Source organism: Thermincola sp. GK-1, assembly GCF_059412445.1.
This window is the reverse complement of the sequence record NZ_JBSQAT010000016.1, coordinates 21,663-46,051: the sequence shown is the minus strand read 5'-3', so window position 1 is coordinate 46,051 and position 24,389 is coordinate 21,663. Positions and strand designations below refer to the sequence as shown.

The following is a 24,389-nucleotide window of genomic DNA, read 5'->3' as shown; positions in this document are numbered from 1 at the left end:
TTAAAAAAACCATAATTTCGGGAGTGATACTATGAAAAGTTTACGGACCTTTTTTATTAGCATGTCATTAGGCATAACATTCGTAATCTTTGCTGCTTTGACAGCATATAACCTGTTTCAATTTGATGACATAATAGCCGGTGAGGTGCAGAATCAGCTAAAGACCCAAGCGGAAAAGGAAGCAAATAAATTTAATAGCAGGTTGCGGGAAATAGCGAAGGAGAATATCCTTTGTGCAAAAAATATTGAAGTTTCGGCCACTATTGACACAAATAACATATTGAAAACAATTGCCGGTTATATTCAGCTTGACCCTATGGTTTTAGGTTCGGGATTTTGGTTGGAGCCGGGGAAATATGACCCTCAGAAAGAGTTTTATGGCCCCTATGTTTATAAAGATAAGGGGAATATACAGGTTACCTGGGATTACAGTAACGCCCAATATAACTATTTTCAGTATGATTGGTATAAAAACGGTTTACAAGCTGTCGGCAAAGTTGCCTGGACGGAACCTTATCATGACCCTGTCTTGAATTTGGATATGATTACGTCATCCAGCGCCATAGTTAAGAACGGGGTTCCCATTGGTGTTACTACTACTGATATAAATCTGGACGTGTTAGCGGAAGCTGTTTCCAAAATTAAGGTCGGACAAACCGGATACGCATTTATAATTACCAAACAAGGATTTTATATGGCCCATAGAGATGCAAAGAAGAACTTAAAGGCCAAAATTACGGACGAAAAAGATGCAAACCTGAAAAATCTGGGAAATACTATAGTAAATGATACTAAATCGGGAATCCTTACCACAGTAATTGATGGGGTCAACCAGTATGCAGTTTATGCCCCAATCGGAGATACAGGTTTAAAGCTGGTAATGTTTATGCCCACCAACGAAACAACCTCTGGCTTTAATTTAACCGCTTTTTTTGTAAAAAACGCCGGGTTATTTATTGTGGCTATAGCAGTTTATGGTATTTTACTGTCAATCCTGATTAAAAAGAAAGTAATTCAACCTTTGAAAAACCTGAGTAATGAAGCTGAAAGGATTGCCGGTGGAGACCTGACCAATCTAACATCGGAAGAGACAGGCCGGAAGGATGAGATAGGCATTTTAAGAAAATCCTTTAACACCATGGTTGGGCAACTTCGTCAGCTCATCTTACATATTAACCAGTCTGCAGATAATATAGCTTCCACAAGCCAAATATTGGCCGTAAATTCTAATGAAACGGAGAAATCTACGCAGCAGGTGGCTAATGCAATTCAGGAGGTAGCCAAAGGCACCTTGGAACAGACCAAGTTAATTACGGAAACAATGAAAGATGTGGCCCAGCTTGATAAGATACTGGAAGGATTGGCGGCAGGGTCCCAGGAACAAATTAGAAATATAAAAGGGACAAATGATTTTGTCAATCAGATGACCGCTTCAATCGACGAAGTCACGTCCTGCGCGCATGCTGTTGCCAAGTCGGCAGAAAAAACCAAAGAAGCGGCTGAAAAAGGAGATCACGCTGTTAAATTGACTACTGAGGGCATGGACAGTATTAAGGAAAAGACCTTCGAAGCCTCCAGTAAAATAAAAGAATTAGGGGAGCATTCGCAACATATTGGAGAAATAATTCAGGTTATTGATGATATAGCGGAACAAACCAACCTTTTGGCCTTAAATGCAGCCATTGAGGCGGCCCGGGCGGGGGAACACGGCAAAGGTTTTGCGGTAGTTGCCGACGAAGTAAGGAAACTGGCTGAAAGAAGCGGGAATGCTACCAAAGAAATTGCTAAATTAATCACGGATATTCAAAAACTGACGGCGGCCTCAGTATCTGCTATGGAGCAGGGAACGGTAGAAGTAGAACGCGGAGTTGGTTTGGCATCTGATGCCCGGAAAGCTTTGCAAGAAATTCTGCAAACTGTTATAGATACATATCAGCAGACCCAGAAAATATTGGTAGCCGCTGAACAAATGTCGACCAGCAGCCAGAAAGTCGTAAATGCCGTTAATAATGTCAGCACTGTAAACGAGGAGGCTTCAACGGCTATAGCAAGTGTTTCTGAAACAAGTCACCAGGTGGCTCAGGTTATGGAAAATATTGTGGCCATCACAGAAGAAAGTTCGGCTGCTGCCGAAGAGGTTACCGCCTCTACCGAAGAAATGACTGCTTCTGCCGGCGAACTTTCCACCGTAGCGGAAAAGCTGGCGGGAATGTCCGATGAACTTAAAAGACTGATAACGAAGTTCAAATTTTAACTGCATCAGGGAGATGATTTGGTGCGGCTGGATAAGTTTCTAAAGATATCCCGGATTATAAAACGCCGGACGTTGGCCAAGGAAGTATGTGACAGCGGGCGGGCCAAGGTAAACGAACGTTTGGCCAAACCCGGTACCGATGTTAAACCGGGAGATATCTTGGACTTGGATTTTGGCGCCAAAAGAATAAAGGTGGAAATTTTGGATACCCCTGAAAACGTCAGGGCATACCAGGCCAAAGAAATTTACAAGGTTCTCGAGGAAATCAGAATAATTCAATAGCTTTTTGGCGCCTACTTACCTATACCTAAAAATTTTTGTCATATCTTTCCACTTATAAAATCCCCACTCCAGAAAACAATAATTCAGTAAAAATACTGAATACTGGAGGGGTTTTATGAAACTGCCGAAAAATAAAAAAGGTTTATGTTTAGTTTTAGGCATTATAATTACTCTGCTTTTTTCCGGCTGTCCGCCAAAAGCTAAAAAACCCTTTGAACCTAAAAAAGTGGGCAAGGAACCGACAATTACGCTATATATAAATGAAACCGGCGAAAGGAAACGAATCCCCATAGAAGAATATATCCAGGGGGTAGTGGCAGCTGAAATGGATACATCCTGGCCGGTTAATGCCCTTGCCGCCCAGGCCATTTTAGCCAGAACCTTCACCATGAAACAGATAAAAACGAAAGGCGGGGTACCGCAGCATAAAGCTGATGCTTCTACCAGCGTGGAGGAATTCCAGGCCTATGATGCAAGCAAGATCAATGATAATGTAAGAAAAGCGGTGGCAATGACGAGAGGTGAAGTAATCAGGTATAAAGGAGAATATATCAATGCCTGGTTCAGCGCCTGTGACGGGGGAGAATCAGCTTCCGCCGCTGAAGGATTGGCCTATCATAAAGAAAAAACTCCATATATAAAGGCCGGCGTAAAAGACGGTTGTATAAATATCACCGTCCCAGAAAATAAATCATGGACTATCCGGTTCCCTTTAGCGTCAGTAAGGGGGGCAGTAAAAGAAGTTACCGGGAAAGACCCGGGCCCGCTGAACAGCAGTAATGTAAAAATTATCAAATGGGGGCCGTCAGGGCGGGCTGAGTCTCTCAGGATAGGTAATACAGTGGTCAGTGGCCCTGCGCTTCGTTTGGCCTTGGGTAACGATAAAATGAGGTCTATTTTCCTGAACAAATTCACAGTAGAGGGTAATAACCTGGTAGTTTCCGGCAAGGGTTATGGCCACGGTGTCGGTATGTGCCAGTGGGGAGCCAGGAAATTTGCCGAGCAGGGTAAAAGCCCGGAAGATATTATCAGGTTTTACTTCCGGGACATAACTATTGATAAAATGTGGAAATAGGAGTACGCTAAAAGAGCATGTTATTTGAATAACATGCTCTTTTAGCGTTTTTTGGGTATAATTGTGGACGCCGCAGCATAATTATGGAAGTAGTTTAGAAATGCTGTGGGGAGGTTTTCGGATGAACGCCGACAGAGGAACTAAATACCAAATGACGATGATCAACAGAGAACAGCTTGTGGTCGAAGGAGTAGAGCACGTGGCCAGTTTTGACGAAGAAGAAATTGTATTGGATACCAAAATGGGCCAACTGCTGCTGAAAGGGCAGAACCTGCATATAACCCAGTTAAACTTAGATGAAGGAAGGCTGGAAGTAGCTGGGTTGATTAAATCGGTGGATTACGATGAAGAAAAGGCTGGCCGCAGCCGCGGGTGGAGTAAAGGCCTTTTGGACCGGATTTTAAAGTAAAAAGTTATGGTTTAGAGCATAAAAATTTGAAAGGGTGGAGAAATGCAGAATCTTTCAACCCAATTATTCGCTTTCGGAGTCACTGTTTGTGGGGGCTTTTTGTTAGGGTTATTGTTTGATTTTTACAGAGTGGCCCGGGGGGTAATCAGGCCCAAAAAGATAATTACTCATTTGGGAGACCTGATATTTTGGATAATTAGCACGTTTATTATTTTCCTTTTTCTGCTGTTGGGAAACTGGGGAGAAATACGGCTATATGTTTTTATTGGATTGCTGCTGGGTAGTACCATATATCTGAAAATATTCAGTTCAAGGGTCATTAAAACTATCCTCCTGATAATTAAGGCAATAAGAACCATAAAACTAGAAATAGTTAAAGTGGTTCTTTTTTTGTACCGGATAGTCGGTTACCCAGTAAATTTAATTAGGAGAGTAGTGCTTATACCTGTAGGATTAATTGGTTCTCTTCTAATTTCTATAAAAATAGGTATCCGGCGTATTTTATCCAGACTGACGATTAAAGGTGAAAAGAAGGATCCCCCTCCGTAAAAATTTTATTAAGTTTACTAAATTTTATATAACCAGGCAGGAAAAATTAGCTAAATGTAGAATAACAAACGCTAATACTAAACTTGTACAAATCTTGTACTAAAATTATACACATATTGTGGACAAACTGTGGATAAATAAATATAGCTAGTCGATAACTTGTCGATAACCTGTCGATAACCGGGTCGGCTGGAATAGGTGAGTTTATGCAAATTGAAATAAGAGGCGCCGAAAAGTTAAGCTTTAGAGAACGGCAAGTTGTTACTTTAAAAGAGATGGGCTACTCGAATGAAAAGATTGGTGCTAAATTGGGTCTGACCAGTAGTACGGTGGCCACTCTTTTGAACCGTGCCAGGAATAAAGGTTATCAGGTAGTTATTGTTATTCCGGGGGATTCATTGGGGCTTTTTGGTTCTGATGAAGAGGAGAGTGAAGCTTAATGGTATTATCGGCAAAAGCAAAAAGACAGGCCAGGGTAGTAAGTTTGCCCGTACACAACCCGCCTCTGAAAAAGAAGAAAAAACATTTTAAACTTGGTGGGCCGGGAATAGTATTAATGATTACTTTGGGTTTTGCCGTTTACTCTTTTGGCGGACAAATGGCCGAAACTTATAATGTCCAGCGGGAAGTAAAAGAGATTCAGCAGGAAATGGAACAATTGAAAAAGAAAAATGAGGAGTTGAAAAAACAGATTAATAAATTGGAATCTCAATCCTGGGTAGAACATGCGGCAAGAGAAAAGCTGGGTTTGGTAAAACCGGGTGAAAAGCTTATTCTGGAGGTAAAACCCAAGGATATGAAACAGATAACAGAAGAAGAAAGAAAAAATATTGAAGTTCATTAAAAAGTCATCTTGACTAAGGTTCAACTTGAGTTTATAATTCTACTATATGTGTGGAGTATGGTTACTCGATGACTGCTTTTTTAACTGTTGTTATAACTTAAGGAGGCATTGCGTATTAATGGCCATCGAGGTTGGTAGCATTTTAGAAGGAGTTGTAACGGGCATTACTAACTTTGGAGCTTTTGTGGAACTACCCGGAGGAGAAACGGGCCTGGTGCACATTTCCGAAGTGGCCGAGGCTTACGTTAAGGATGTCAAGGATTATCTTAAAGACAAAGACAAAGTGAAAGTCAAGGTTATTGCCATTGAAAACGGAAAGATCGGTTTGTCCATCAAACAGGCCAATCCCAAGCCAAAGCATGAAAAACGATACAGCGCGTCTTTTGAAGATATGATTACCAAATTTATGAAGGATAGCGATGAACGGCAGCAGGACCTTAGGCGCAGCCTTGACTCCAAAAGGGGTGGCCGTGGCAGGAGAAGATAAGAAGCATCCGCAAGGATGCTTTTATATTTTGGCGATTTTTGCGGGGGTGTTTTCTTTTGAAATTAGGGGTTATTGACATTGGAACCAATTCTGTACGCATGTTAATAGTAACAAAAGAACAGGAACTGCTGGTCAGAGGGTCCTACCTGGTTACTACCCGCATGGGCCAGGGGATGGCGGCTTCTACCTGCTTGCAGGAGGAAGCAATTGTCAGGACCGTCAAGGCGCTGCGGGAATTTCAAGATATTTGCTCCGGACAGGGCGTAGAAAAAGTTATTTTAATAGCTACAAGCGCTGTCAGAGAAGCTTCCAACAAAGAGTATTTCCTGGATAAAGTGAAAAGGGAACTGGGATGGCAAATCAGAGTAATTTCCGGTGAAGAAGAGGCTCGCCTGGGGTACCTGGGGGTAGTTAAAGGACTGCCACAAAAACTAGCACATCCCCTGGTTATCGACATCGGCGGCGGGAGTACGGAACTTATCTGGGAATCGCAGAACGGGGTTAATTATACCAGTTCCAAGGTCGGAGCCGTACGTATGACAGAAATGAAGAGTACGAAAGGTGTGATATATAGAATTTTACAGCCAGTTTTAGACAAAGTAAAAGAGGACTTACCTTCCAATACTGTGGGTATAGGGGGGACAGCTACTACTTTGGCGGCTATAGACCAGAAACTGGCCGTTTATTCTCCGGAAAAGGTCCACGGATACCGGCTGTCTTTGGAAAGAATAACAGAAATTGGGGAGTGGCTAGCTGCTATGGACTTGCATGCCAGACGGCAGGTAAAAGGTCTACAGCCCGAAAGAGCGGATATTATTTTGGCCGGTATCGCTATTTTGGAGGTTATATTGTCTGAACTCCGACTTCCGGAAATTGTTATTAGTGAAACCGATATAATGTACGGGTTGGCATACGATTACTTTTATTCCGACCCTTAGAACTATCCAACTAACCTCAAAATTTGGCTGGTCCTTGGCAGTATCAAAATGGAGTCGGACTTGTACTTTTTTATAAAGATTGTTAAGATTTATGTTTTCCGTGCATATATTTAAAAAAGGATTAAGTAGGTAAGGGATTCACCTTGATAAAGGAGGATGTTCATGAGGGGCCTCCCTGAATCCAGGTTCAGCCAATACATCAGTATCTTGAAAAGGAAACGAGAGGGGGCTGCTGTAAGCCGCCGGAGGAAGCCGCAGGGCTATGTACAGATTGACGTTTCCGGCAATCGGGGAAGGCTGTCGGTGCAGTTAAAAAATCTGAAATCAGAACAGGTGGGAGAAGATTTCCCCAAATTATATGAGCTATGGCTCCATTCTATTGGCAGGGGCCGGCGAAAACCAGTTAAAATTGGTACGTTGCAGGTGGATAGCCAGGGTGACGGAGAAGGCTGCTGGGAGTTTAACGCCGAAAACGTCAAAGGAACTGGGTTAAAGATCGATGCTTTTTCGCAGGTGCTGTTGGTAAGGGTGGGGAACGCTGCCAAAGACAGGCAAATAATATTGGCTGGGGATTTGGAACTGCATATAGCAGAGTCTTTTGACGGACTGAACATAGAAAAAGTGGAGCCCTTCGGAACCGCCATGCCAAACCATCATTGGTGGAAGTTTTATCCCAGCCATTTTTTTAATGAAGGAGAAGCTGAAGAGGCATATAAACCGAAAGCCGATAACCCGGGTAAGAAAACTGAAAAGCCTTTTTACCCACCGGGGTTGGAGACAGGTCCGGTTTTCCGGGGCCACCAGCTAATTGGGCTGCATTACGATGCGGACGGGACAGTAGACTACCTGGTGCACGGTATACCAGGCAGGTTCTGTGCGGAGGACCAACCAGACGGGGGGAGCAGCGGATATGTTTACTGGCAGCCGCTCCCCGGCCAGAAATATGAAAAAGGCCATTATGGTTACTGGTTGGTACATATAGACCCTGAAAGCGGGGAGGTGGTTTTTCCGAAAAAACAAACAATCCCGCCGGACAAACAAGAGACCGGCAAAAATGAAGAAGGGAGCTGAAAATTTAAGGCGTCAGGGCGATTATACCTGGCGCCTGCTTTAATTGCCGGTAATTATTTTTCTATGTTATCAATTAATAATTCGGCTTCGTGTAAAAGCTTTTGAACCTGTGCCGGGCAACTGGCTTCGGCGTATAGCCTTAACAGGGGTTCGGTGCCTGAAAACCTGAAGAGCAGCCAGCCCTTATCAGCAAAACAGAATTTAATACCGTCCAAGGTTTTTATTTCCGTAACTGCCAAACCGGCTATCGTTTCAGGGGGATTGTTCAATACTGCATCATTGAACCTGGCTTTAGCCTGGGGAGTTACCGGCACGTCCCTGCGGTCGTAATAATAGGACCCGATATGGTTAAAAAGAGTTTGTAACAATTGTTCCGGGAGTTGGCCTGTTTCGGCTATGTATTCCAAGAGCAGCAAACCGCAAAGTATTCCATCGCGTTCCGGTAAATGACCTTTAATGCCGATACCTCCACTTTCTTCTCCGCCAATTAATATATCTTTCGATAAAAATAAATCACAGATATATTTAAAGCCGATTGGGGTTTCGTGTACAGCCAGGCCATATGATGCAGCCAATAAATCAATCATGCCGGATGTAGAGAAGGTCTTCACTACAGCTCCCTTAAGATTCTTAAACTCAACCAGGTATTTTAGTAACAAAGCAAATATTTGGTGGGAGTTCATAAACATTCCGTTGGAACAAATTACACCCAATCTGTCCCCATCACCGTCCAGCGCCAGACCGGCAGTATAGCCTTGTGAGCTGACCAGGTTGGACAATTCCCCGAGGTTTTTAGAGATAGGTTCAGGATTTATTCCTCCAAAAGAAGGGTTGATTTCACTGTGGATCTCCTGCACCAGGGTGGGGCAGGCTGCGAAAATCTGTTGGAAATAACCCTGTGCCGAACCGTACATAGGGTCAACGGCAAACGTTATTCCGGAGTTTATAATTTTATTAATATCTACAAGGGTCATGAGGTGATTTATATATTTTTCTTCAGGGTTAAAGGTTTCAATATTAGAGGTATTTGCAGGGGCCCGGCTAATCACGCGGGCTGAAAGCTTATCTTCTATGGCGGCTACTGTTTCCGGCAAAGCCGAGCCTCCGTAAGGACCTTTGAACTTGATGCCGTTATAAACGGGTGGGTTGTGACTGGCAGTAACCATTACGCCGCCTGCTGCTCCCAGTTCCCTGGTTGCAAAAGAAAGAACAGGCGAGGTAACGGGTTTTTCCGCCAACAGCACCTTTATCCCGTTCCCTGCCAGTACCTGGGCTATTTCCCTGGCAAAAATATCGGACATAAACCGAGTATCATAGCCTATTACGCACAAAGGTTGCGTGTGCCGGGAAAGCAGGTAATCTGCCAGCGCCTGGGCAACCAGGGAAACATTGACAGCAGTAAAATCGTATCCAATTACTCCCCGCCATCCATCGGTGCCAAATTTAATTTCCATAGGTTAGCCTCCTTGACTAGTCGGTTTTTCTTTCGCTTTTGCATGTTGAGGGCTCCCCCCTAAGGGAATGTGCCTCGGTGCGTGTACTATGGTGATACTGTTTAATATTACTTCCCAACTGGTTTTTTTCCTGCTTCTTCGGTTACTTTCCGAAATTCGGCCCGGGGAACAAATATGGAAACTTCATGCGGCACAACGGATTTATAATTCCTTTCCAGACTGATTTCTAAACAGGGTAGAGTAACTGTTGCCTTATCCTTGTTTGTTGCGGAAGGCCTAGCCCTATCATAACTGCGTATAGGGCGGGATGCCAGCTTTTGCAGCCAGGTGAAAAGTCCCATTTATGATTCCTCCTTTGTGGCTGTTTCATTATATGTGTGAAGCAAACGAGAAGGTATTGGATTGCTTTGAACCGTTCTGTGTTTGCAGGGATTTGACAGGCACGTATTTTTATGGAAAAAAATATATTAGTAATAAACTGAGTAGATGAAACGACCAAGCGGAATTGAAAGGAAGGTGGATATGGAAAATAGTACACAACCGGGTTACTCCTTTCGTAGAATTTTCCTGACGAGCCCCGAAGCTAAGACCGCAGGTTCGGCGCCGGAAGGAAAACTGGATGTTCACTTAGATGGAGTGACGGGGGAAATTATATATCGAACCTGCAACAGGAATGGTATGATATTGGAACGGTGGCTGGCCGTGCAGACTTTGGAAGGCGAAGAGGAACTGGTAGGAAAACTACAACCGGGAAAGAGAGGTCAGGGTGTTTATTATTTAAAAACAGATAAAGTTGACCTGTTTCAGAAAAAGATTCAGGTAAAAGTTCTTGGAAGAAACCGCTTTCAAAGGCGGGCAGGAAAATTTCAACTTCTTCATTATGGGGTGAGCAACGAGAAAACCGCCCTTAAAGAAAGGCCGGGAGATTACTTGTGGAAAACTGATATCAAAGACTTTCCTGTGCTTTTAAACGAGATGATGCAAAAAGTTGAAGCTCTCACAGAAAAAGTGCAAGTTTTGCAAAAAAAAAGAGCCTTACAAAGCAGGTCGGCAGCTATAAGAAGGGTGGAGCCGTTTACACCGTCTCTCCCCAATTATAAGTGGTGGCAAATCAGTATTTAAAAAGGAGGAATCTTTTTTGGCCTATCCGCTGAAGCAGCCGTTTCCCCGTATTCCTCTGACGTTAAGAGTTCCTGACAATTTACCTGGTATAAAAGAAATTGCAAGTTTTTCCGTGGAGCCCACTTTAAGTTCGGTGGTCTATCATAAGGAGGAAATTGAAATAGAAGGGACTTACCGGATTTGCCTGAACTATTGTGGGGCCGATGTAGACAGTCCGATGAGCTTGAACGAAGACGAACGGGTTTCTTCTTGCTGTTTCTTTGAAAGTTTGCAATTTTTAAACGGAGGTTTTCTTGAGGAGTGCGAGGAAAAGCAAAAGCTTGACCGAAATAGCGAGACCGGCTGGGAATACAGTTGGTCATGGGAAGATTCGATTCACACCTTTGTGCAGACTGACCGGGGCAACTACAGTTCCATGCCGTTGATTTTAAAAGTGCACGATTGTGAGTTGAAAGCTGTCAACGAGCGGACTGTTAAAGGCTTTCTTGTGTTAATGCTTGATGCCCGGTCTGCCTCTGAAATGACAGCAAAAGACACAAAGTGGCAACATGGCAATACGGGCCCGTTATATTAGGGCCTTTTTTGATGCCTGGGTGAGAGAAAAATTGTATCTTGTCGAAACAATTTTTTTTTGTTTCTACCAATGCTGACAAGCTTCTGCAGCAACCTTTTGTATAATAATAGAAAAAGTACATCAGGTGGGAACCATGGAAAAAATAGATATTTACCCTTTCCAAAGGGCAGATAACAAAAAGTCTGTAAACAAGCCCCTTAAAATTTCAGTACCATCGTTGAAGGTATTTGCGAACAGGGCCCGGTATCTCTGTTCTGTGGAAACCCTGCCTATTATTATTATGGCTTTCTTGTGCGGTCGTACCCTTTTATTTGGAGAATTGTCTCCCTTTGGTATCGCTTTTGCGGCCGGTATTACCGCTGTGTTCCCTGAATACGGGCTCTTGAGCGCTATCCTGGCCCTGGCAGGTTACACAACTGTATTACAGGGCAGTAACCTGGCGGCCACCTTCGGGGCTACGGCATTAATTTACCTTTTGTTGGGAAAATACCACCTGAGGTTCCGCCAGTTGCGGTACGGTCCTTCAGCGGTAGTCCTGGGCCTCACAACCATAATCAAAACAGGTGTTTTTGCCTACCAAGGGGCCGATTTATACAGGTATTTAACCATATTTTTTGAGGCTGCTCTGGCCGCAGGTTTAACTTATATATTTTTTAGGGCAGCTCCGTTACTGAAATTGAAAACGGTGCGGACTTTTAAGCGGGAAGAACGGCTCTTTATTGTTTGCGCATTGGTAGGTATTCTGGCAGGTCTCAACGGATGGCAGGCGGCCTATGTAAATGTGCAGAGGGCCTTTAGTTCTTTCATTGTTCTGGTGGCTGTTTTTATCGGTGGGCCGGGGTGGGGCGCCGCAGCAGGTACATTGGCCGGCGCCGTTCCCAGTTTAACGTCCCTGGTTGTGCCGGGCTTAATGGGGTATTATGCTTTTTCCGGGCTATTAGCGGGAATTTTTCGCCATTTTGGCCGCATTGGCATTGCCCTGGGTTTTTTGCTGGGAAACATACTTTTATCTGTATATTTTAATGGACCTGCTTCCATAACATCTGCTTTGGCCGAAGGTTTAGCGGCGGTAGCCTTGCTTTTGGTTTTCCCCGTTAAAGGGTTGCACCGGCTGCGTACTATTGCCCGGGTAAGTTTTGGGGAACCGGTGAAAAGCGCCAGGGACCAACGTATTAGAAATTACAGCGCGCGGAAAATAAGAGATTTTGGCCGGGTGTTTTCCGAAGTTGCCAAGACTATCGAACAGGTATCCAGTGACCTGCAAACCTCCGGTGAAGATGATTTGCAGCAGTTATTTAACGGAATTACCGGAAAAGTTTGTGCTGATTGCTCCCTTTACCGAATTTGCTGGGAATCGGAGTTTTATAAAACTTACAAAAATATAATGGATTTGCTGGCTGTTTTGGAGTTAAAGTCCAGGGTGACTGAAGAACACATACCCACGGACTTGCAAAAGAGGTGTATCCGGCTTAAGGAACTGGCTATAACCATCAATTGCCTGTATGAAAACTATAAAACCAACCATTATTGGAAACGAAAAATGGCGGAGAGCAGAGAAGTTGTATCGGGCCAACTGCAAGGTATAGCCACCATTTTAAGCAACCTGGCGAATGAAGTGCGGCTGGACGTACAGATGCAGGAAGACATTGAAGCTATTTTAAAGAGTGAATTAGCTAAGAGCGGACAGTCGGTGATGGATTTAACAGTTGTTTCCCTTGGGGACGGCCGGCTGGAAGTTAATGTATGGTGCCCTTCCTGTGGCGGCAAGATGCATTGTTCAAAAAAAATTAACCCTATTATTTCTAAAATATTGGGCCAGCGCATGACAGTATTCAATAACAATTATTGCGCCAGGAAAACGGGAGAGTCAATTTGCGAGTTTAAACTGCACCCGGCCAGAACATTTGATGTCAATATTGGTATGGCCAAAGCGGCTAAGAACGGCGGCATCGTTTCCGGCGATAACTGTTCGACGGTTGAATTACGGGATGGCAAATTGGCGCTCGTGTTAAGCGACGGTATGGGAGTAGGCGCAAAAGCCGCCATGGAGAGCAGCGCCACTATAGATCTCTTGGAACAGTTGTTGGAAACGGGGTTCGATAAAAATCTGGCGGTGAAAACTGTAAACTCCATATTGGTGCTCAGAACACCGGAAGAGACTTTTTCCACAGTTGACCTGGCGATTTTGGACCAGTATACGGGTAAAGCAGAGTTTATAAAAATCGGCGCGGCGCCAAGTTTCATAAAGAGAGCTGACCGGGTAGATGTGGTCAGGCACTCCTCCTTGCCGATAGGTATTTTAAATAACATTGAAGTAGAATGTATTGAACATCATTTGCAACCCGGGGATGTGGTAATAATGGTTTCCGATGGTATTCTTGATTCTCATAAAGACAGCGCCAATAAAGAAGAATGGATAGTGACCCTTGTGCAGTCTGTTATTACCACCGACCCCCAGAATATTGCAGACCTGATTTTAAACCGGGCCATAAAAAATGCCGGCGGGTTAAGTGATGATGATATGACTGTTCTGGTAGCCGAGGTTGCCGCCGGACCCGTTCAGTGAACTGCAGCAAATTTTTGAAAGGTGCAAACCACCGGACGATTGAGTGGTTTGCACCTTTTTTACCGTATACGCAACCAAAATATGGGAAAAATAGACATAGCAAGAATTTTGGAGGAACAAAAGTGGACAGTATTCTTAAGCCCGGTGATATAGTTAGAGGCCGGTGGACGGGAAACAGATTTATCGTTAAAGCCATTATAGAAGTAAATACGAAATGGGAATTGTACAAGGTACAGGCATTGCCAACGGGTCTTTTTTTTGCCCTGAAAGTTTCTGGCTTTATACCTGATCTTTCCCATGAATTCAGGATAATGCGGGATTTAAACAAGAAGGAAAATATCCGGCAAACAGGGCTTATCCCTCAAGTTTATATTCTGGACGATTTTTTGCTGGCGAAAAGGCATTACCGGTTTTATGTCATGGACGTGCCTTGCGGCGAAAGACTTTGCAGTTTACTGCCCTTTTTGCGGGAGCGGGAGATGGGCTGGCTTTTTTACCAATTAAGTTCTTTTTTGCATAAACTACAATCTGCCGGATGGGAATTTACAAACCTGCACCCGGCCAGTATATTTGTTGACTCCGGGCAGGCAAAATTAGTAGTTGTGGATTTTACAGAATTGCAGCCATGTAAAAACCTATCTCAGAACCTGGCGAGATTGGAAAATGAACAAACCAGGTGGCTGTTGAACTATGATTCCGGCAAAGACGGGCTGAAACAGGATACGTCCCTGGAAACTGCGAAGACTCAAATTGTTGTCAATGCTGTTGGGATTTTTTCCTTTTTACTTTTTCTCGGTAGTATAATATACACTTATTTTTAGATTTTTACGTGATTTTCGGCCTTTACGTAGGCAGGAAAAACCTTTATGGTGTCGAAATTCAATGGATGTATCAGAACACGGTTAACTTAAAGGATGATCTGGGGATGAGGAGTATTCCGGATGTACGAAAAGGTAAAAGCCACTGTTATCAAATACAAAATGCTTGAGCCCGGTGACAAAGTTGTGGTTGGTGTTTCCGGCGGCCCCGATTCTGTGGCTTTGGCTCATATATTGACCCGGCTGGCAAAAGAATTCAGGTTGACCATACATATCGGCCACCTCAACCACATGTTTCGGGGTAAGGAGGCTGAGCTTGATGCGAACAGTGTGGCCCGCCTGGCGGAGAAGCTTGGTTTACCCTGTACGGTAGAAAGGATAGATGTGCCGGCTTACCTGTCGGAACACCGCGTTTCCGCCCAGGCGGGGGCCCGGTATATACGTTACGCTTTTTTTGAAAAACTTGCGGATGAGGTAGGCGCCAATCGGATAGCCACCGGGCATCATGCCGATGATCAGGCGGAAACGGTTTTAATGAATTTTCTCCGGGGGAGCGGGGTATCGGGGTTAACGGGCATACCGCCTGTAAGACAAGGTAAATACATCAGGCCGTTGATAGAAGTTTCCCGGCAGGAAATAGAAAACTATTGCCGGTATTTTGACTTGCCGGTACGGTTCGATGCTTCCAACGCGAAAAATATTTACCTGCGCAATAGGGTTAGAAATCAGCTTATTCCTTTCTTGCAAAAGGAATTTAATCCGAAAATTGTGCAAACTATAGCCCGCTTCAGCGAGATTGCCCGGGATGATAATGAATTTATTTGCCGGGAAGCAGAAAAAGCATGGCAATTGCTTGGTGTGGGGGAAAGAACTGAAGAAATCCGGTTTCAACTTGATAGGTTTTGGGAATGGCCCAGGGCTGTTCAGAGAAGAATACTGATAAAGGCGTGGGAAGCCGTAACGGGTTCCGCGCGGGACATCATGTACACAAATATTGAAAACTTGCTGGAGTTTTTAAAGACCGGGCCTGCTTCGGGTTACATCGAATTGCCCAAAGGTGTTGTGGCCCAAAAAACCTATAATTCGGCAATTATTACCGCCAAATATGAGCCCGCGCAAATCGAATATGACCACGAACTTAAAGTACCCGGCCGGACGATAATTCCTGAAGCAGGGTTGACAATTATCACGGAAGTCAAACAAATTGCCGCATACAACATGGACGCAAAAGCCCATGGAATTGATAAGGGTTTAAAGGCCCATGCAGTTGATTATGACAGGCTGCATGGCGACGTGCGGGTGAGGAACCGGCGACCGGGTGACAGGTTTCAGCCCCTGGGCATGAAAGGTACCAAAAAGCTGAAGGATTTTTTTATTGATTTGAAAATTCCTGTTGCAGAGAGGGACAGGTATCCCGTAATTACAGCGGGCGACGATATTGTATGCGTAGGTCGTCTGCGGATTGACGAAAGATGGAAGATAACGGAGTCTACCCGAACAGTGTTAATTATAAAAATTATTGATGAAATAGATTCATAAAATTGAAATGGCTGAAAAATTATGCTAAAATTATTAGGTATCGTGCCCCTTTGACTGTATAGGCCGAGAGGAGTGAACTTGTTGAACAGGATTTTCAAGAACCTTAGTATATATCTGCTTATAGTGGTACTTGCTGTAGCCATCATCAAGTATACACAACCAACGCAAGATGAGATCAAAGAGCTCACCAACGACCAGCTTTACACGGAGATTGCCCGTGGCAACATTTTGACTGCAGAAATTCAGTCCGAGGAGGAAATAGCCCGTGTTAAGGGCAAGCTGGCCAAAGATAACAAAAAAGAGTATTCTTCCACCGTTTCGGTTTTTGAAGTTCCGGAACTAACGAAGCTTCTTAGAGATAAAGGAATTTCTGTAAAGGTAATTCCAGCCCCCAAACCTCCCTGGTGGTCCAGCCTGTTTATTAATTTTTTACCTATCCTGCTGGTTATCGGTTTGATTTTTTTTATGCTGAACCAAACCCAGGGCGGAGGCAACCGGGTTATGTCTTTTGGGAAAAGCCGGGCCCGTTTACATACTGATGAGAAAAAACGGGTGACTTTTGACGACGTGGCAGGCGCTGACGAGGTTAAGGAAGAACTGCAGGAAGTGGTTGAATTTTTAAAATACCCCAAGAAGTTTAACGAATTAGGGGCTAAGATTCCTAAAGGAGTATTATTGTACGGCCCGCCCGGTACCGGCAAGACATTATTGGCCAGGGCTGTTGCCGGCGAGGCCGGAGTGCCTTTTTTCACCATCAGTGGTTCTGATTTTGTGGAAATGTTCGTGGGTGTGGGCGCTTCCCGTGTTCGGGATTTGTTTGAACAGGCCAAAAAAAACGCTCCCTGTATAGTATTTATTGACGAAATTGACGCTGTAGGCCGGCAAAGAGGCGCAGGCCTGGGAGGCGGCCACGACGAAAGAGAACAAACTCTTAACCAGTTGTTGGTTGAGATGGACGGCTTTAGTCCCAACGAAGGAATTATAATTATTGCGGCTACTAACAGGCCCGACATCCTGGACCCGGCGCTCTTAAGACCGGGACGCTTTGATAGGCAGATTGTGGTTGACTCCCCTGATGTTAAGGGCCGGGAAGAAATACTGCAGGTACATGTAAGGGGTAAACCCCTGGATGAAAGTGTTAACCTCGGCGTTCTGGCCAGAAGAACGCCAGGTTTTACCGGAGCCGACCTGGCTAACCTGGTGAACGAGGCTGCCCTGCTTTCCGCAAGGCGCAATAAAAAGAAAATAGGGATGGAAGAACTGGAGGATTCCATCGAAAGGGTAGTGGCAGGTCCTGAGAAGAAATCCAAAGTTATTAGCGATAAAGAGAAAAAACTGGTTGCTTTTCACGAAGCCGGCCATGCACTGGTTGGTTACCTGCTGCCCAATACAGACCCTGTGCATAAAGTATCGATTATTCCAAGGGGAAGAGCCGGCGGTTATACACTGTTGCTCCCCAAGGAAGACCGTTACTACATGACTAAATCCCAGTTGCTTGACCAGATTGCTATGCTTTTGGCCGGTAGAGTGGCTGAAGAACTGGTTCTGCACGAAATCAGTACCGGCGCCCAAAACGATTTGGAAAGGGCTACGGAAATAGCACGCAGAATGATCATGGAATTGGGAATGAGCGAGGAAATAGGTCCATTGACTTTGGGCAGGCGCCAGGAACAGGTTTTCCTGGGCCGGGATATCGCCAGAGACCGTAATTACAGTGAAGAAATTGCTTTCAAAATTGATAAAGAGGTACGGCATATTATTGAGGACTGCTATGAAAAAGCCAAGAAGATTATCATGGCAAACATGGATAAGCTGCATTTGATTGCCAATACTCTCATCGAAAAAGAGACGCTGGATGCAGAAGAGTTTGCCAACCTGATAGAGGGTAAAAACATTAACGGCACGCCCAAAGTCGAAGATAAGGCCGTTCCTCCGGCGGAAGATGAAAAAAATGCCTTCAATTCGATTGAGAAAACCGAAGAACCTGCTGATAAGTTGCCGCCGGACAGAACGGAGTAAGCAAATTGATACCCGGGAGGAGATCAGATTATGGAAAGAACCTATGTAATGATTAAACCTGATGGAGTTCAGCGCAATTTAATTGGCGAGATTATTACCCGTTTCGAGAGGAAAGGCTTAAAGATTGTGGGCCTTAAAATGCTGCAGATGGACCGGGCCATGGCTGAAAAACATTATGCCGAACATACAGGAAAACCTTTCTTTGAAGGGTTAGTAAGTTACATTACTTCCGGCCCGGTAGTGGCTATGGTTTTAGAGGGAAAAGACGTCGTGGCTACTGCCCGCGCCATGAATGGGGCAACCAACCCAGCCAATGCCGGACCTGGGACGATTCGCGGCGACTATGCCATTGAAGTGGGGCGCAATGTAATTCATGCGTCAGATTCAATAGATAGCGCCAACAGGGAAATCGCCATTTACTTTACCGAGAGCGAATTATGTGAATATAAAAAGGTGCTTGATGATTGGATTTACGAGTAAATATAGAGCAGGCAAATGCCTGCTTTTTTAATTGAGCTTATCTACTTGTTTTTGAATTTTTTCATTCCGAAGGAATTTTTTTGCTTATTTTTGTAGAACGCTAAAGGGAAGGCAGGAAAAATATTAATTTTAACGAAGTCTATGTATTACCATTTGAAAAAAAGAGGGGGTGATAAAATGGACATCAACCTGCAAACGGGTATCAAAGGGGAAAGTAAGGTTGTGGTATCGGAAAACAATACGGCTATTGCTTATGGGAGCGGAGGGGTAGAAGTATTTGCCACTCCTGCCATGATAGCGCTCATGGAAAATGCAGCCCTTAATTCAGTAGAAAAATTCCTGCCTCCTGGTCATACCACTGTAGGGATCAATATTCAGTCAACTCATTTGGCGGCTACACCGGTTGGTATGGAAGTTGTTGCAAGGTCGGAACTGATTCGGATAGAAGGCAAGAAACTGGTTTTTAAAGTAGAAGCCTATGATGAAAAAGATAAAATCGGGGAAGGAATACACGAACGATTTATCATTAACCGGGAAAAATTTATGGCCAAGTGCGAAGGTAAAAAGCAAAGCGGATAAATTCTGATGATTAAAAAGGGGACAAAAGGCATATTATTTATAGGGCTGTAGATATAAAAAAACAGGAGATTTTATGCCTTTTGGGTTCTTGCAATAGGAAACATTAGCAATTTTTAAAATATTTTGTCTACGCTGGCAGGAGTTTATTTAAAAGTCTCGAATAATATCAAGGATACCCTTAATTATGCATATTTGATAGCCTGCCTTTGAGGAGACGGGTGGTCTTTAACAAAACTAGAGTTCTAGCTTGCTCTAACAACGCCAGCAAGTATTAAGGGGGGATGATGTTTTTTAGTTTCTGAATAGGGAGAGGGACCCAAGTTTATTACACACTTAAAAAATTTAAATAAAAAAGGAGAGGATAAGAATGCCTTACAATCCAAGGTCAATGGACCCGACCAAGTACAAAGATTGGGAAATAGCCCAGGAGGCTGAAAAGTATCTGCCCAGTGTGGAGGAATGGGTTGAAAAGCTGGGACTGGAAAAGGATGAACTGATTCCTTACGGAAAAACTCCTAAGCTCAACTTTTTAAAAATAATGAACCGCTTGAAGGATAAGCCGGATGGCAAATACATAGAGGTTACCGCCATTACCCCTACGCCCCTTGGCGAAGGTAAGACCACTGTTTCCATGGGTCTTATCCAGGGTCTTGGGGTAAAAGGAAAAAACGTTGGCGGCGCATTACGTCAGCCTTCCGGTGGACCTACCATGAACGTTAAAGGAACCGCTGCCGGTGGCGGTAATGCTCTGCTTATTCCTATGACCGAGTTTTCGCTGGGTCTGACCGGTGATATTAATGACATCACTAACGCTCATAACCTGGCTATGGTTGCTCTTACTTCCAGGTATCAGCATGAGTGCAATTATACAGATGAAGAACTGGCCAAGCGCGGCCTGCGCCGGCTGGATATTGACCCCAAAAACGTAGAAATGGGCTGGGTAATGGACTTTGCTGCTCAGGCCCTCCGCAATATCATTATCGGTCTCGGTGGTAAGAAAGACGGTTACCCCATGCAGTCCAGGTTCGGTATTTCCGTAAGTTCTGAATTAATGGCTATTTTGGCCGTTTCCAGAGACCTTGCTGACATGAGGGAGCGTATTGGCAAGATTACTGTTGCCTATGACAGAACAGGCAAACCGATCACAACCAGCGATCTTGATGTCGCCGGCGCTATGACTGCCTGGATGCGTAACACCATTAACCCGACTCTCTGCTACTCTGTAGAAGGCCAGCCTGTATTGATCCATGCAGGTCCTTTTGCTAACATTGCTATCGGTCAGAACTCCATTATCTCCGACCGCCTTGGCTTGAAACTCTTTGATTACGTTGTAACCGAGTCCGGATTTGCCGCCGATATCGGTTTCGAGAAGTTCTGGAATGTTAAGTGCCGTTTAAGTGGCAATATTCCCAACGTATCCGTTATCGTTGCTACCATTCGTGCCCTTAAAATGCATGGTGGCGGTCCGGCTGTTGCTCCTGGTCGTCCTCTGCCCGCAGAGTATACCGAAGAAAACCTTGGCCTGGTCGAGAAGGGCTTCGAGAACCTGCGCCACATGATCGGCATTGTCAAGAAGTCCGGTATTGTACCTGTTGTCTGCATCAACGCTTTCTACACTGACACCAAGGCTGAGCATGACCTTGTCAGAAGGCTTTGTGAAGAAGAGGGCGTACGCTGTGCCGTATCCAACCACTGGATGTACGGCGGCGAAGGCGCTGCTGAACTGGCAGACGTTGTTCTGGACGCCTGCAACGAGCCCTCCAATTACAAACCGCTCTATCCGCTTGAAATGCCGTTGCGTCAGCGCGTTGAAATGATAGCTAAGGAAGTTTACGGTGCTGACGGTGTATCATGGTCGCCGGTAGCTGAAGCGAAGGCTAAGAAGTTTGAAGCAGACCCACAGTTTGCTGACTTCCAGACCATGATGGTTAAGACTCACCTGAGTCTGTCCCACGATCCTACTCTGAAGGGAGTGCCCAAAGGTTGGGTTTTGCCTATCCGCGACGTTCTCGTTTACAGCGGTGCGAAGTTCCTTTGCCCGATGGCCGGCGATATCAGCTTAATGCCTGGTACCGCTTCCGACCCTGCTTACAGGAGAATCGACGTGGATGTAAACACCGGCGAAGTAAGTGGTTTGTTCTAAAAGTTTTAAAAAGGCAGGTTCATACGAACCTGCCTCTTTTGTACCTTTTGCATGGTAACGATGTGTGTACCGGTCGTAATTTCTTAAACCACAGAGATTTTCATGCCGCTAACGCGGCACCAACAGAGAATGAAATATTTATTTTCGGGGTAGTACACGGAGAATTAATTGTAAAAGCAAAGTTGATGCTTGTTGTGTTTTCTCTGTGCTCTCTGAGTCCTCTGTGGTACTTTGTTAAAACCATAAATTATACCGAGGAAACAGAAATTTTCAAGTAATGAATTCTCTGTGGTAAACGGTTCCCCCTGCAGCTTTGGAGAAACGATTGCTTAACCTTTACGCAGCAACTCCACTTATTAAATTTAATAACTTTGCAGATGCTAAACATGACTTTATTTAGGCAAAAGAAAAAGGATTTTTTGCGCAGTATGTCAAAGTAAAGGTAAACGGCATATGTTCAATCTATGCCAGGAATATGTGAGGGGGCATCTGGAATGGACAGGGTGGAAAAAATACTGAAAGACCCGTTTTACCAGGAATGTATAGCCAAGAACGAAGTAAAGGAGGCAAAACGTAAGTTTTGCAAGCACGCCTTTCAGCATATGGTGGATGTAGCAAGGGTCGCTTATATCCTGATTATGGAAGCAAAGGAACTAAAGAATTTTATCATACAGAATAACCTCGGTATTCGGGAAAAAGCCCGGGAAGTGATTTATGCTGCAGCCTTACTGCATGACATCGCCCGGTGGCATGAATATGAAACGGGTGAGGACCACGCGGTAAAAGGCGCTGAAATAGCTGAAGATATATTGAAGAGGGCAGGGTTCGATAATAGAGAAATAACTATTATTTGCCAAGCAATTAAAGAGCACCGGGGTAGTTTTACAGAAAACATGAGTCTGTTGGGCGAATATTTACACCGTGCGGATAACCTGTCCAGAAGCTGTTATTTTTGCCCGGCCAAAGCGGAATGTTACAAGTTTGACGATATGGAAACAGGAGTTAAAGCAATACTCTATTAAATCAATTTGGTCAATTTGCAGGAGGGTATTATGATAAGAGTAAGGGCTATTGACATAAATGACTCGGAAAAGGCAACCAAAGAAATATCTGCTATCGGGCCGGATGAATTCGGCTTGAAGTGGATGAAACCGAAGGCTGTCCACCGGACGCTTAAAATTGAAGGCATTAGAACAGCGGTGGCCAACATAATCAAACAAGAAATGCTGTCCAAAGGGGGCGAAGTAGTTTTACCCAGACAAGCAGGGAATAATACTGTTGACACCTGTGATATTCTGGTCATGGGGACGGTGCGGCAATTTGCCGATTTGACAGCGAAGCTAAAGATGCAGCCTTTTGGGATGGCGCAACTTGCTGAAGAGATATCTGTGGTCTTAAAGAACCTGGAAGGCCATGGCCGCAAATTTTTGCGCTGCCGTGAACATACGCTGCCCCTTGGGGAAAAGACTTTGGTGATGGGTATTCTCAATGTAACCCCCGATTCATTTTCGGACGGGGGCAAGTTCTTTGAGCTGGACAAAGCCATAGAGCATGCGAAGGAAATGGTTGAACAGGGAGCAGATATCATTGATATAGGTGGAGAGTCCACCAGGCCAAATTATGATCCGGTCGGGGCGGAAGAGGAGTTGGAACGGGTAATTCCGGTCTTGGAAAGACTGGTGAAGGAAGTGCCGGTGCCGATTTCCGTTGACACTTATAAGTCCCAGGTGGCCAGGAGAGCCCTTGAGGTGGGGGCCCATATACTTAACGACGTATGGGGCCTGCAGGCTGACCCGGATTTGGCCAAAGTGGCGGCGGAATACGATGTACCCCTTATTTTGATGCATAATCAAAGAGGAACAGAATACAAAAGTATGATGGACGACATTCTGGCATCCTTAAGGCAAAGTATCCAGCTAGCTTTAGATGCCGGCGTAAAAGAGGAAAATATTATTATTGACCCCGGTATAGGTTTCGGCAAGGACACTGACCAGAACCTGGAGGTAATGAACCGCCTTTGGGAATTCAAGACACTGGGCTACCCGGTTCTTTTGGGCACTTCCCGAAAGTCCATGATAGGAAATACCTTGGGGCTGCCTGTAACAGAAAGGGTTGAGGGAACGGCGGCAACGGTAGCTTTCGGTATTGCCCAGGGAGTGGATATAGTCCGCATTCACGATGTCAAGGAAATGGTCAGGGTGGCCCGTATGACCGATGCTATGGTAAGAAGGTAGGTAGCAAGCTATGGGTGACAAGATAATTTTAAAGGGCATGCAGTTCCATGGTCGCCACGGGGTTTTCCCCGGAGAGAAAGCCATGGGGCAAAAATTTGTTGTTGATCTGGAATTATCTGCGGACTTAAAAAAGGCCGGCCAGACTGACGATCTGGCCCATACACTGAATTACGCCGATATATACGGCCTCGTAAAAGGAATTGTTACCGGGAAGAGCTTTAACCTGCTAGAAGCATTGGCCGAAAATATTGCTCAGGCTATTCTTCAAAATTACCAGGTAAAAAAGGTCAAAGTAAGGGTAGAAAAACCACAGGCCCCTATTAGCGGCATTTTCGATTATATGGCTGTTGAAATAAAAAGGGAGAAACATTGATATGGTTCGTGCATATATTGCACTTGGTTCTAACCAGGACAACCCAAGGGAAAAGATAAGGACAGCGCTGCAAAGGATGCATGAAGTGGATGGAATTACCGTACGGAAAGTGGCTCCCCTTTACCTCACAGAACCAGTAGGGTATGAAGAACAGGAATGGTTTTATAATACGGTAGCGGAAATAGAGACTGCTTTACCTCCGTCGGAACTGCTTGCTGCCCTGCAGAAGATTGAAAATCATTTGGGGCGGGTTAGAACCGTTAGGTGGGGGCCGAGAACCATTGACCTGGATATAATTCTTTATGGAGATGAAAAAATTCTGGAAGAGGACCTTCAGATTCCCCATCCACGCTTTGAGGAGAGGGCTTTTGTGCTTGCGCCGCTCAAGGACCTGGCGCCTGATATGATTCTTCCTTCTGGAAATAAGATTGGCGAAGCCCTGAAACGGCTTACAGACAAAAAATTCGTTTGCATAGACCAGAAAATATGGTAAAATAAGCTTAAACGGGTGGGTAGTATCTCTTTTCGGGAACTGCACCGCCGACGGAATTATTATTTAAAGACAGTGTTTCATATTGG

At 44.7% G+C, this 24,389-nt stretch carries 25 protein-coding genes; 23 read left to right on the top strand and 2 right to left on the bottom strand.

Going from position 1 to position 24,389, the window contains the following annotated elements:
• Positions 1 to 31 precede the first annotated feature (31 nt).
• The 10 genes from ACSNJE_RS13185 to ACSNJE_RS13140 all read left to right on the top strand — a co-directional run bounded on the left by ACSNJE_RS13185 (position 32) and on the right by ACSNJE_RS13140 (position 7,909).
• The gene (locus ACSNJE_RS13185) at positions 32 to 2,254 is read left to right on the top strand and encodes a methyl-accepting chemotaxis protein (protein ID WP_495252828.1); all 2,223 of its coding nucleotides are present in this window, start codon (positions 32 to 34) and stop codon (positions 2,252 to 2,254) included.
• 21 nt (positions 2,255 to 2,275) lie between these two features.
• Positions 2,276 to 2,536: an RNA-binding S4 domain-containing protein gene (locus ACSNJE_RS13180; protein WP_052218615.1), complete on the top strand. Its 261-nt coding sequence runs from the start codon at positions 2,276 to 2,278 to the stop codon at positions 2,534 to 2,536.
• Between the two features lie 115 nt (positions 2,537 to 2,651).
• Positions 2,652 to 3,611: a SpoIID/LytB domain-containing protein gene (locus ACSNJE_RS13175; protein ID WP_052218614.1), complete on the top strand. Its 960-nt coding sequence runs from the start codon at positions 2,652 to 2,654 to the stop codon at positions 3,609 to 3,611.
• A gap of 121 nt (positions 3,612 to 3,732) precedes the next feature.
• Complete coding sequence (gene yabP / locus ACSNJE_RS13170) at positions 3,733 to 4,020, top strand: sporulation protein YabP (RefSeq protein WP_013119104.1); 288 nt, start codon at positions 3,733 to 3,735, stop codon at positions 4,018 to 4,020.
• A 42-nt stretch (positions 4,021 to 4,062) separates the two neighbouring features.
• Positions 4,063 to 4,569 carry a spore cortex biosynthesis protein YabQ gene (gene yabQ, locus ACSNJE_RS13165; RefSeq protein WP_495252827.1) on the top strand — a complete coding sequence of 169 codons (507 nt, stop codon included), beginning with the start codon at positions 4,063 to 4,065 and terminating at the stop codon, positions 4,567 to 4,569.
• A 206-nt stretch (positions 4,570 to 4,775) separates the two neighbouring features.
• Positions 4,776 to 5,009 carry a helix-turn-helix transcriptional regulator gene (locus tag ACSNJE_RS13160; RefSeq protein WP_013119106.1) on the top strand — a complete coding sequence of 78 codons (234 nt, stop codon included), beginning with the start codon at positions 4,776 to 4,778 and terminating at the stop codon, positions 5,007 to 5,009.
• A complete protein-coding gene (locus ACSNJE_RS13155) occupies positions 5,009 to 5,413 on the top strand; it encodes an FtsB family cell division protein (RefSeq protein WP_013119107.1) in 405 nt (134 codons plus the stop codon). The genes ACSNJE_RS13160 and ACSNJE_RS13155 overlap by 1 nt, the downstream gene beginning before the upstream one ends.
• A 118-nt stretch (positions 5,414 to 5,531) precedes the next feature.
• The gene (locus ACSNJE_RS13150; RefSeq protein ID WP_013119108.1) at positions 5,532 to 5,900 is read left to right on the top strand and encodes a S1 RNA-binding domain-containing protein; all 369 of its coding nucleotides are present in this window, start codon (positions 5,532 to 5,534) and stop codon (positions 5,898 to 5,900) included.
• A 56-nt stretch (positions 5,901 to 5,956) separates the two neighbouring features.
• On the top strand, positions 5,957 to 6,838 hold the full coding sequence (locus ACSNJE_RS13145; protein ID WP_052218612.1) for a Ppx/GppA phosphatase family protein: 882 nt from the start codon (positions 5,957 to 5,959) through the stop codon (positions 6,836 to 6,838).
• 162 nt (positions 6,839 to 7,000) lie between these two features.
• A complete protein-coding gene (locus ACSNJE_RS13140) occupies positions 7,001 to 7,909 on the top strand; it encodes a hypothetical protein (protein ID WP_474774013.1) in 909 nt (302 codons plus the stop codon).
• Between the two features lie 53 nt (positions 7,910 to 7,962).
• Here the strand turns inward: ACSNJE_RS13140 and ACSNJE_RS13135 are convergent, their stop codons facing one another.
• Together ACSNJE_RS13135 and ACSNJE_RS13130 are read right to left on the bottom strand one after the other, a co-directional pair.
• Complete coding sequence (locus ACSNJE_RS13135) at positions 7,963 to 9,363, bottom strand: phosphoglucomutase/phosphomannomutase family protein (protein ID WP_474774012.1); 1,401 nt, start codon at positions 9,361 to 9,363, stop codon at positions 7,963 to 7,965.
• A gap of 107 nt (positions 9,364 to 9,470) precedes the next feature.
• Positions 9,471 to 9,704, bottom strand: coding sequence for a hypothetical protein (locus ACSNJE_RS13130; protein ID WP_495252826.1), 234 nt, complete (start codon positions 9,702 to 9,704; stop codon positions 9,471 to 9,473).
• 181 nt (positions 9,705 to 9,885) lie between these two features.
• Between ACSNJE_RS13130 and ACSNJE_RS13125 the strand changes: the two genes are divergently transcribed.
• From ACSNJE_RS13125 to folK, 13 genes are all read left to right on the top strand, one after another.
• Positions 9,886 to 10,485 carry a hypothetical protein gene (locus ACSNJE_RS13125; RefSeq protein ID WP_495252825.1) on the top strand — a complete coding sequence of 200 codons (600 nt, stop codon included), beginning with the start codon at positions 9,886 to 9,888 and terminating at the stop codon, positions 10,483 to 10,485.
• A 16-nt stretch (positions 10,486 to 10,501) separates the two neighbouring features.
• On the top strand, positions 10,502 to 11,059 hold the full coding sequence (locus ACSNJE_RS13120) for a hypothetical protein (RefSeq protein WP_013119117.1): 558 nt from the start codon (positions 10,502 to 10,504) through the stop codon (positions 11,057 to 11,059).
• 133 nt (positions 11,060 to 11,192) lie between these two features.
• Complete coding sequence (gene spoIIE, locus ACSNJE_RS13115) at positions 11,193 to 13,625, top strand: stage II sporulation protein E (protein WP_474774009.1); 2,433 nt, start codon at positions 11,193 to 11,195, stop codon at positions 13,623 to 13,625.
• A gap of 122 nt (positions 13,626 to 13,747) precedes the next feature.
• The gene (locus ACSNJE_RS13110) at positions 13,748 to 14,446 is read left to right on the top strand and encodes a hypothetical protein (RefSeq protein ID WP_495252824.1); all 699 of its coding nucleotides are present in this window, start codon (positions 13,748 to 13,750) and stop codon (positions 14,444 to 14,446) included.
• 120 nt (positions 14,447 to 14,566) lie between these two features.
• Positions 14,567 to 15,982 carry a tRNA lysidine(34) synthetase TilS gene (tilS, locus tag ACSNJE_RS13105; RefSeq protein WP_495252823.1) on the top strand — a complete coding sequence of 472 codons (1,416 nt, stop codon included), beginning with the start codon at positions 14,567 to 14,569 and terminating at the stop codon, positions 15,980 to 15,982.
• Positions 15,983 to 16,060: 78 nt separating this feature from the next.
• Positions 16,061 to 18,001, top strand: coding sequence for an ATP-dependent zinc metalloprotease FtsH (gene ftsH, locus ACSNJE_RS13100; protein WP_052218604.1), 1,941 nt, complete (start codon positions 16,061 to 16,063; stop codon positions 17,999 to 18,001).
• Between the two features lie 30 nt (positions 18,002 to 18,031).
• The gene (gene ndk / locus ACSNJE_RS13095; RefSeq protein WP_052218603.1) at positions 18,032 to 18,481 is read left to right on the top strand and encodes a nucleoside-diphosphate kinase; all 450 of its coding nucleotides are present in this window, start codon (positions 18,032 to 18,034) and stop codon (positions 18,479 to 18,481) included.
• Between the two features lie 177 nt (positions 18,482 to 18,658).
• Entirely contained in the window at positions 18,659 to 19,060 is a 402-nt protein-coding gene (locus tag ACSNJE_RS13090; protein ID WP_052218602.1) for a thioesterase family protein, read from the top strand.
• A 367-nt stretch (positions 19,061 to 19,427) separates the two neighbouring features.
• A complete protein-coding gene (locus ACSNJE_RS13085; protein ID WP_013119124.1) occupies positions 19,428 to 21,203 on the top strand; it encodes a formate--tetrahydrofolate ligase in 1,776 nt (591 codons plus the stop codon).
• Positions 21,204 to 21,697: 494 nt separating this feature from the next.
• A complete protein-coding gene (locus tag ACSNJE_RS13080; protein ID WP_052218600.1) occupies positions 21,698 to 22,225 on the top strand; it encodes an HD domain-containing protein in 528 nt (175 codons plus the stop codon).
• A gap of 30 nt (positions 22,226 to 22,255) precedes the next feature.
• A complete protein-coding gene (gene folP / locus ACSNJE_RS13075) occupies positions 22,256 to 23,437 on the top strand; it encodes a dihydropteroate synthase (RefSeq protein ID WP_052218599.1) in 1,182 nt (393 codons plus the stop codon).
• 10 nt (positions 23,438 to 23,447) lie between these two features.
• The gene (folB, locus tag ACSNJE_RS13070) at positions 23,448 to 23,810 is read left to right on the top strand and encodes a dihydroneopterin aldolase (RefSeq protein WP_052218598.1); all 363 of its coding nucleotides are present in this window, start codon (positions 23,448 to 23,450) and stop codon (positions 23,808 to 23,810) included.
• Position 23,811: 1 nt separating this feature from the next.
• Complete coding sequence (folK, locus tag ACSNJE_RS13065; RefSeq protein WP_013119128.1) at positions 23,812 to 24,303, top strand: 2-amino-4-hydroxy-6-hydroxymethyldihydropteridine diphosphokinase; 492 nt, start codon at positions 23,812 to 23,814, stop codon at positions 24,301 to 24,303.
• Positions 24,304 to 24,389: the final 86 nt, after the last annotated feature.

Excerpts from the sequence above, each read along its gene's own strand:
- ACSNJE_RS13185 (WP_495252828.1), top strand. The coding sequence starts at position 32 with ATGAAAAGTTTACGGACCTTTTTTATTAGCATGTCATTAGGCATAACA.
- folK (WP_013119128.1), top strand. The coding sequence starts at position 23,812 with ATGGTTCGTGCATATATTGCACTTGGTTCTAACCAGGACAACCCAAGG.
- yabP (WP_013119104.1), top strand. The coding sequence starts at position 3,733 with ATGAACGCCGACAGAGGAACTAAATACCAAATGACGATGATCAACAGA.
- ACSNJE_RS13130 (WP_495252826.1), bottom strand. The coding sequence starts at position 9,704 with ATGGGACTTTTCACCTGGCTGCAAAAGCTGGCATCCCGCCCTATACGC.
- tilS (WP_495252823.1), top strand. The coding sequence starts at position 14,567 with ATGTACGAAAAGGTAAAAGCCACTGTTATCAAATACAAAATGCTTGAG.
- yabQ (WP_495252827.1), top strand. The coding sequence starts at position 4,063 with ATGCAGAATCTTTCAACCCAATTATTCGCTTTCGGAGTCACTGTTTGT.
- ACSNJE_RS13175 (WP_052218614.1), top strand. The coding sequence starts at position 2,652 with ATGAAACTGCCGAAAAATAAAAAAGGTTTATGTTTAGTTTTAGGCATT.
- ACSNJE_RS13135 (WP_474774012.1), bottom strand. The coding sequence starts at position 9,363 with ATGGAAATTAAATTTGGCACCGATGGATGGCGGGGAGTAATTGGATAC.
- ACSNJE_RS13160 (WP_013119106.1), top strand. The coding sequence starts at position 4,776 with ATGCAAATTGAAATAAGAGGCGCCGAAAAGTTAAGCTTTAGAGAACGG.
- spoIIE (WP_474774009.1), top strand. The coding sequence starts at position 11,193 with ATGGAAAAAATAGATATTTACCCTTTCCAAAGGGCAGATAACAAAAAG.
- ACSNJE_RS13150 (WP_013119108.1), top strand. The coding sequence starts at position 5,532 with ATGGCCATCGAGGTTGGTAGCATTTTAGAAGGAGTTGTAACGGGCATT.
- ACSNJE_RS13155 (WP_013119107.1), top strand. The coding sequence starts at position 5,009 with ATGGTATTATCGGCAAAAGCAAAAAGACAGGCCAGGGTAGTAAGTTTG.
- ACSNJE_RS13090 (WP_052218602.1), top strand. The coding sequence starts at position 18,659 with ATGGACATCAACCTGCAAACGGGTATCAAAGGGGAAAGTAAGGTTGTG.
- folP (WP_052218599.1), top strand. The coding sequence starts at position 22,256 with ATGATAAGAGTAAGGGCTATTGACATAAATGACTCGGAAAAGGCAACC.
- ACSNJE_RS13125 (WP_495252825.1), top strand. The coding sequence starts at position 9,886 with ATGGAAAATAGTACACAACCGGGTTACTCCTTTCGTAGAATTTTCCTG.
- folB (WP_052218598.1), top strand. The coding sequence starts at position 23,448 with ATGGGTGACAAGATAATTTTAAAGGGCATGCAGTTCCATGGTCGCCAC.
- ACSNJE_RS13080 (WP_052218600.1), top strand. The coding sequence starts at position 21,698 with ATGGACAGGGTGGAAAAAATACTGAAAGACCCGTTTTACCAGGAATGT.
- ACSNJE_RS13140 (WP_474774013.1), top strand. The coding sequence starts at position 7,001 with ATGAGGGGCCTCCCTGAATCCAGGTTCAGCCAATACATCAGTATCTTG.
- ACSNJE_RS13085 (WP_013119124.1), top strand. The coding sequence starts at position 19,428 with ATGCCTTACAATCCAAGGTCAATGGACCCGACCAAGTACAAAGATTGG.
- ndk (WP_052218603.1), top strand. The coding sequence starts at position 18,032 with ATGGAAAGAACCTATGTAATGATTAAACCTGATGGAGTTCAGCGCAAT.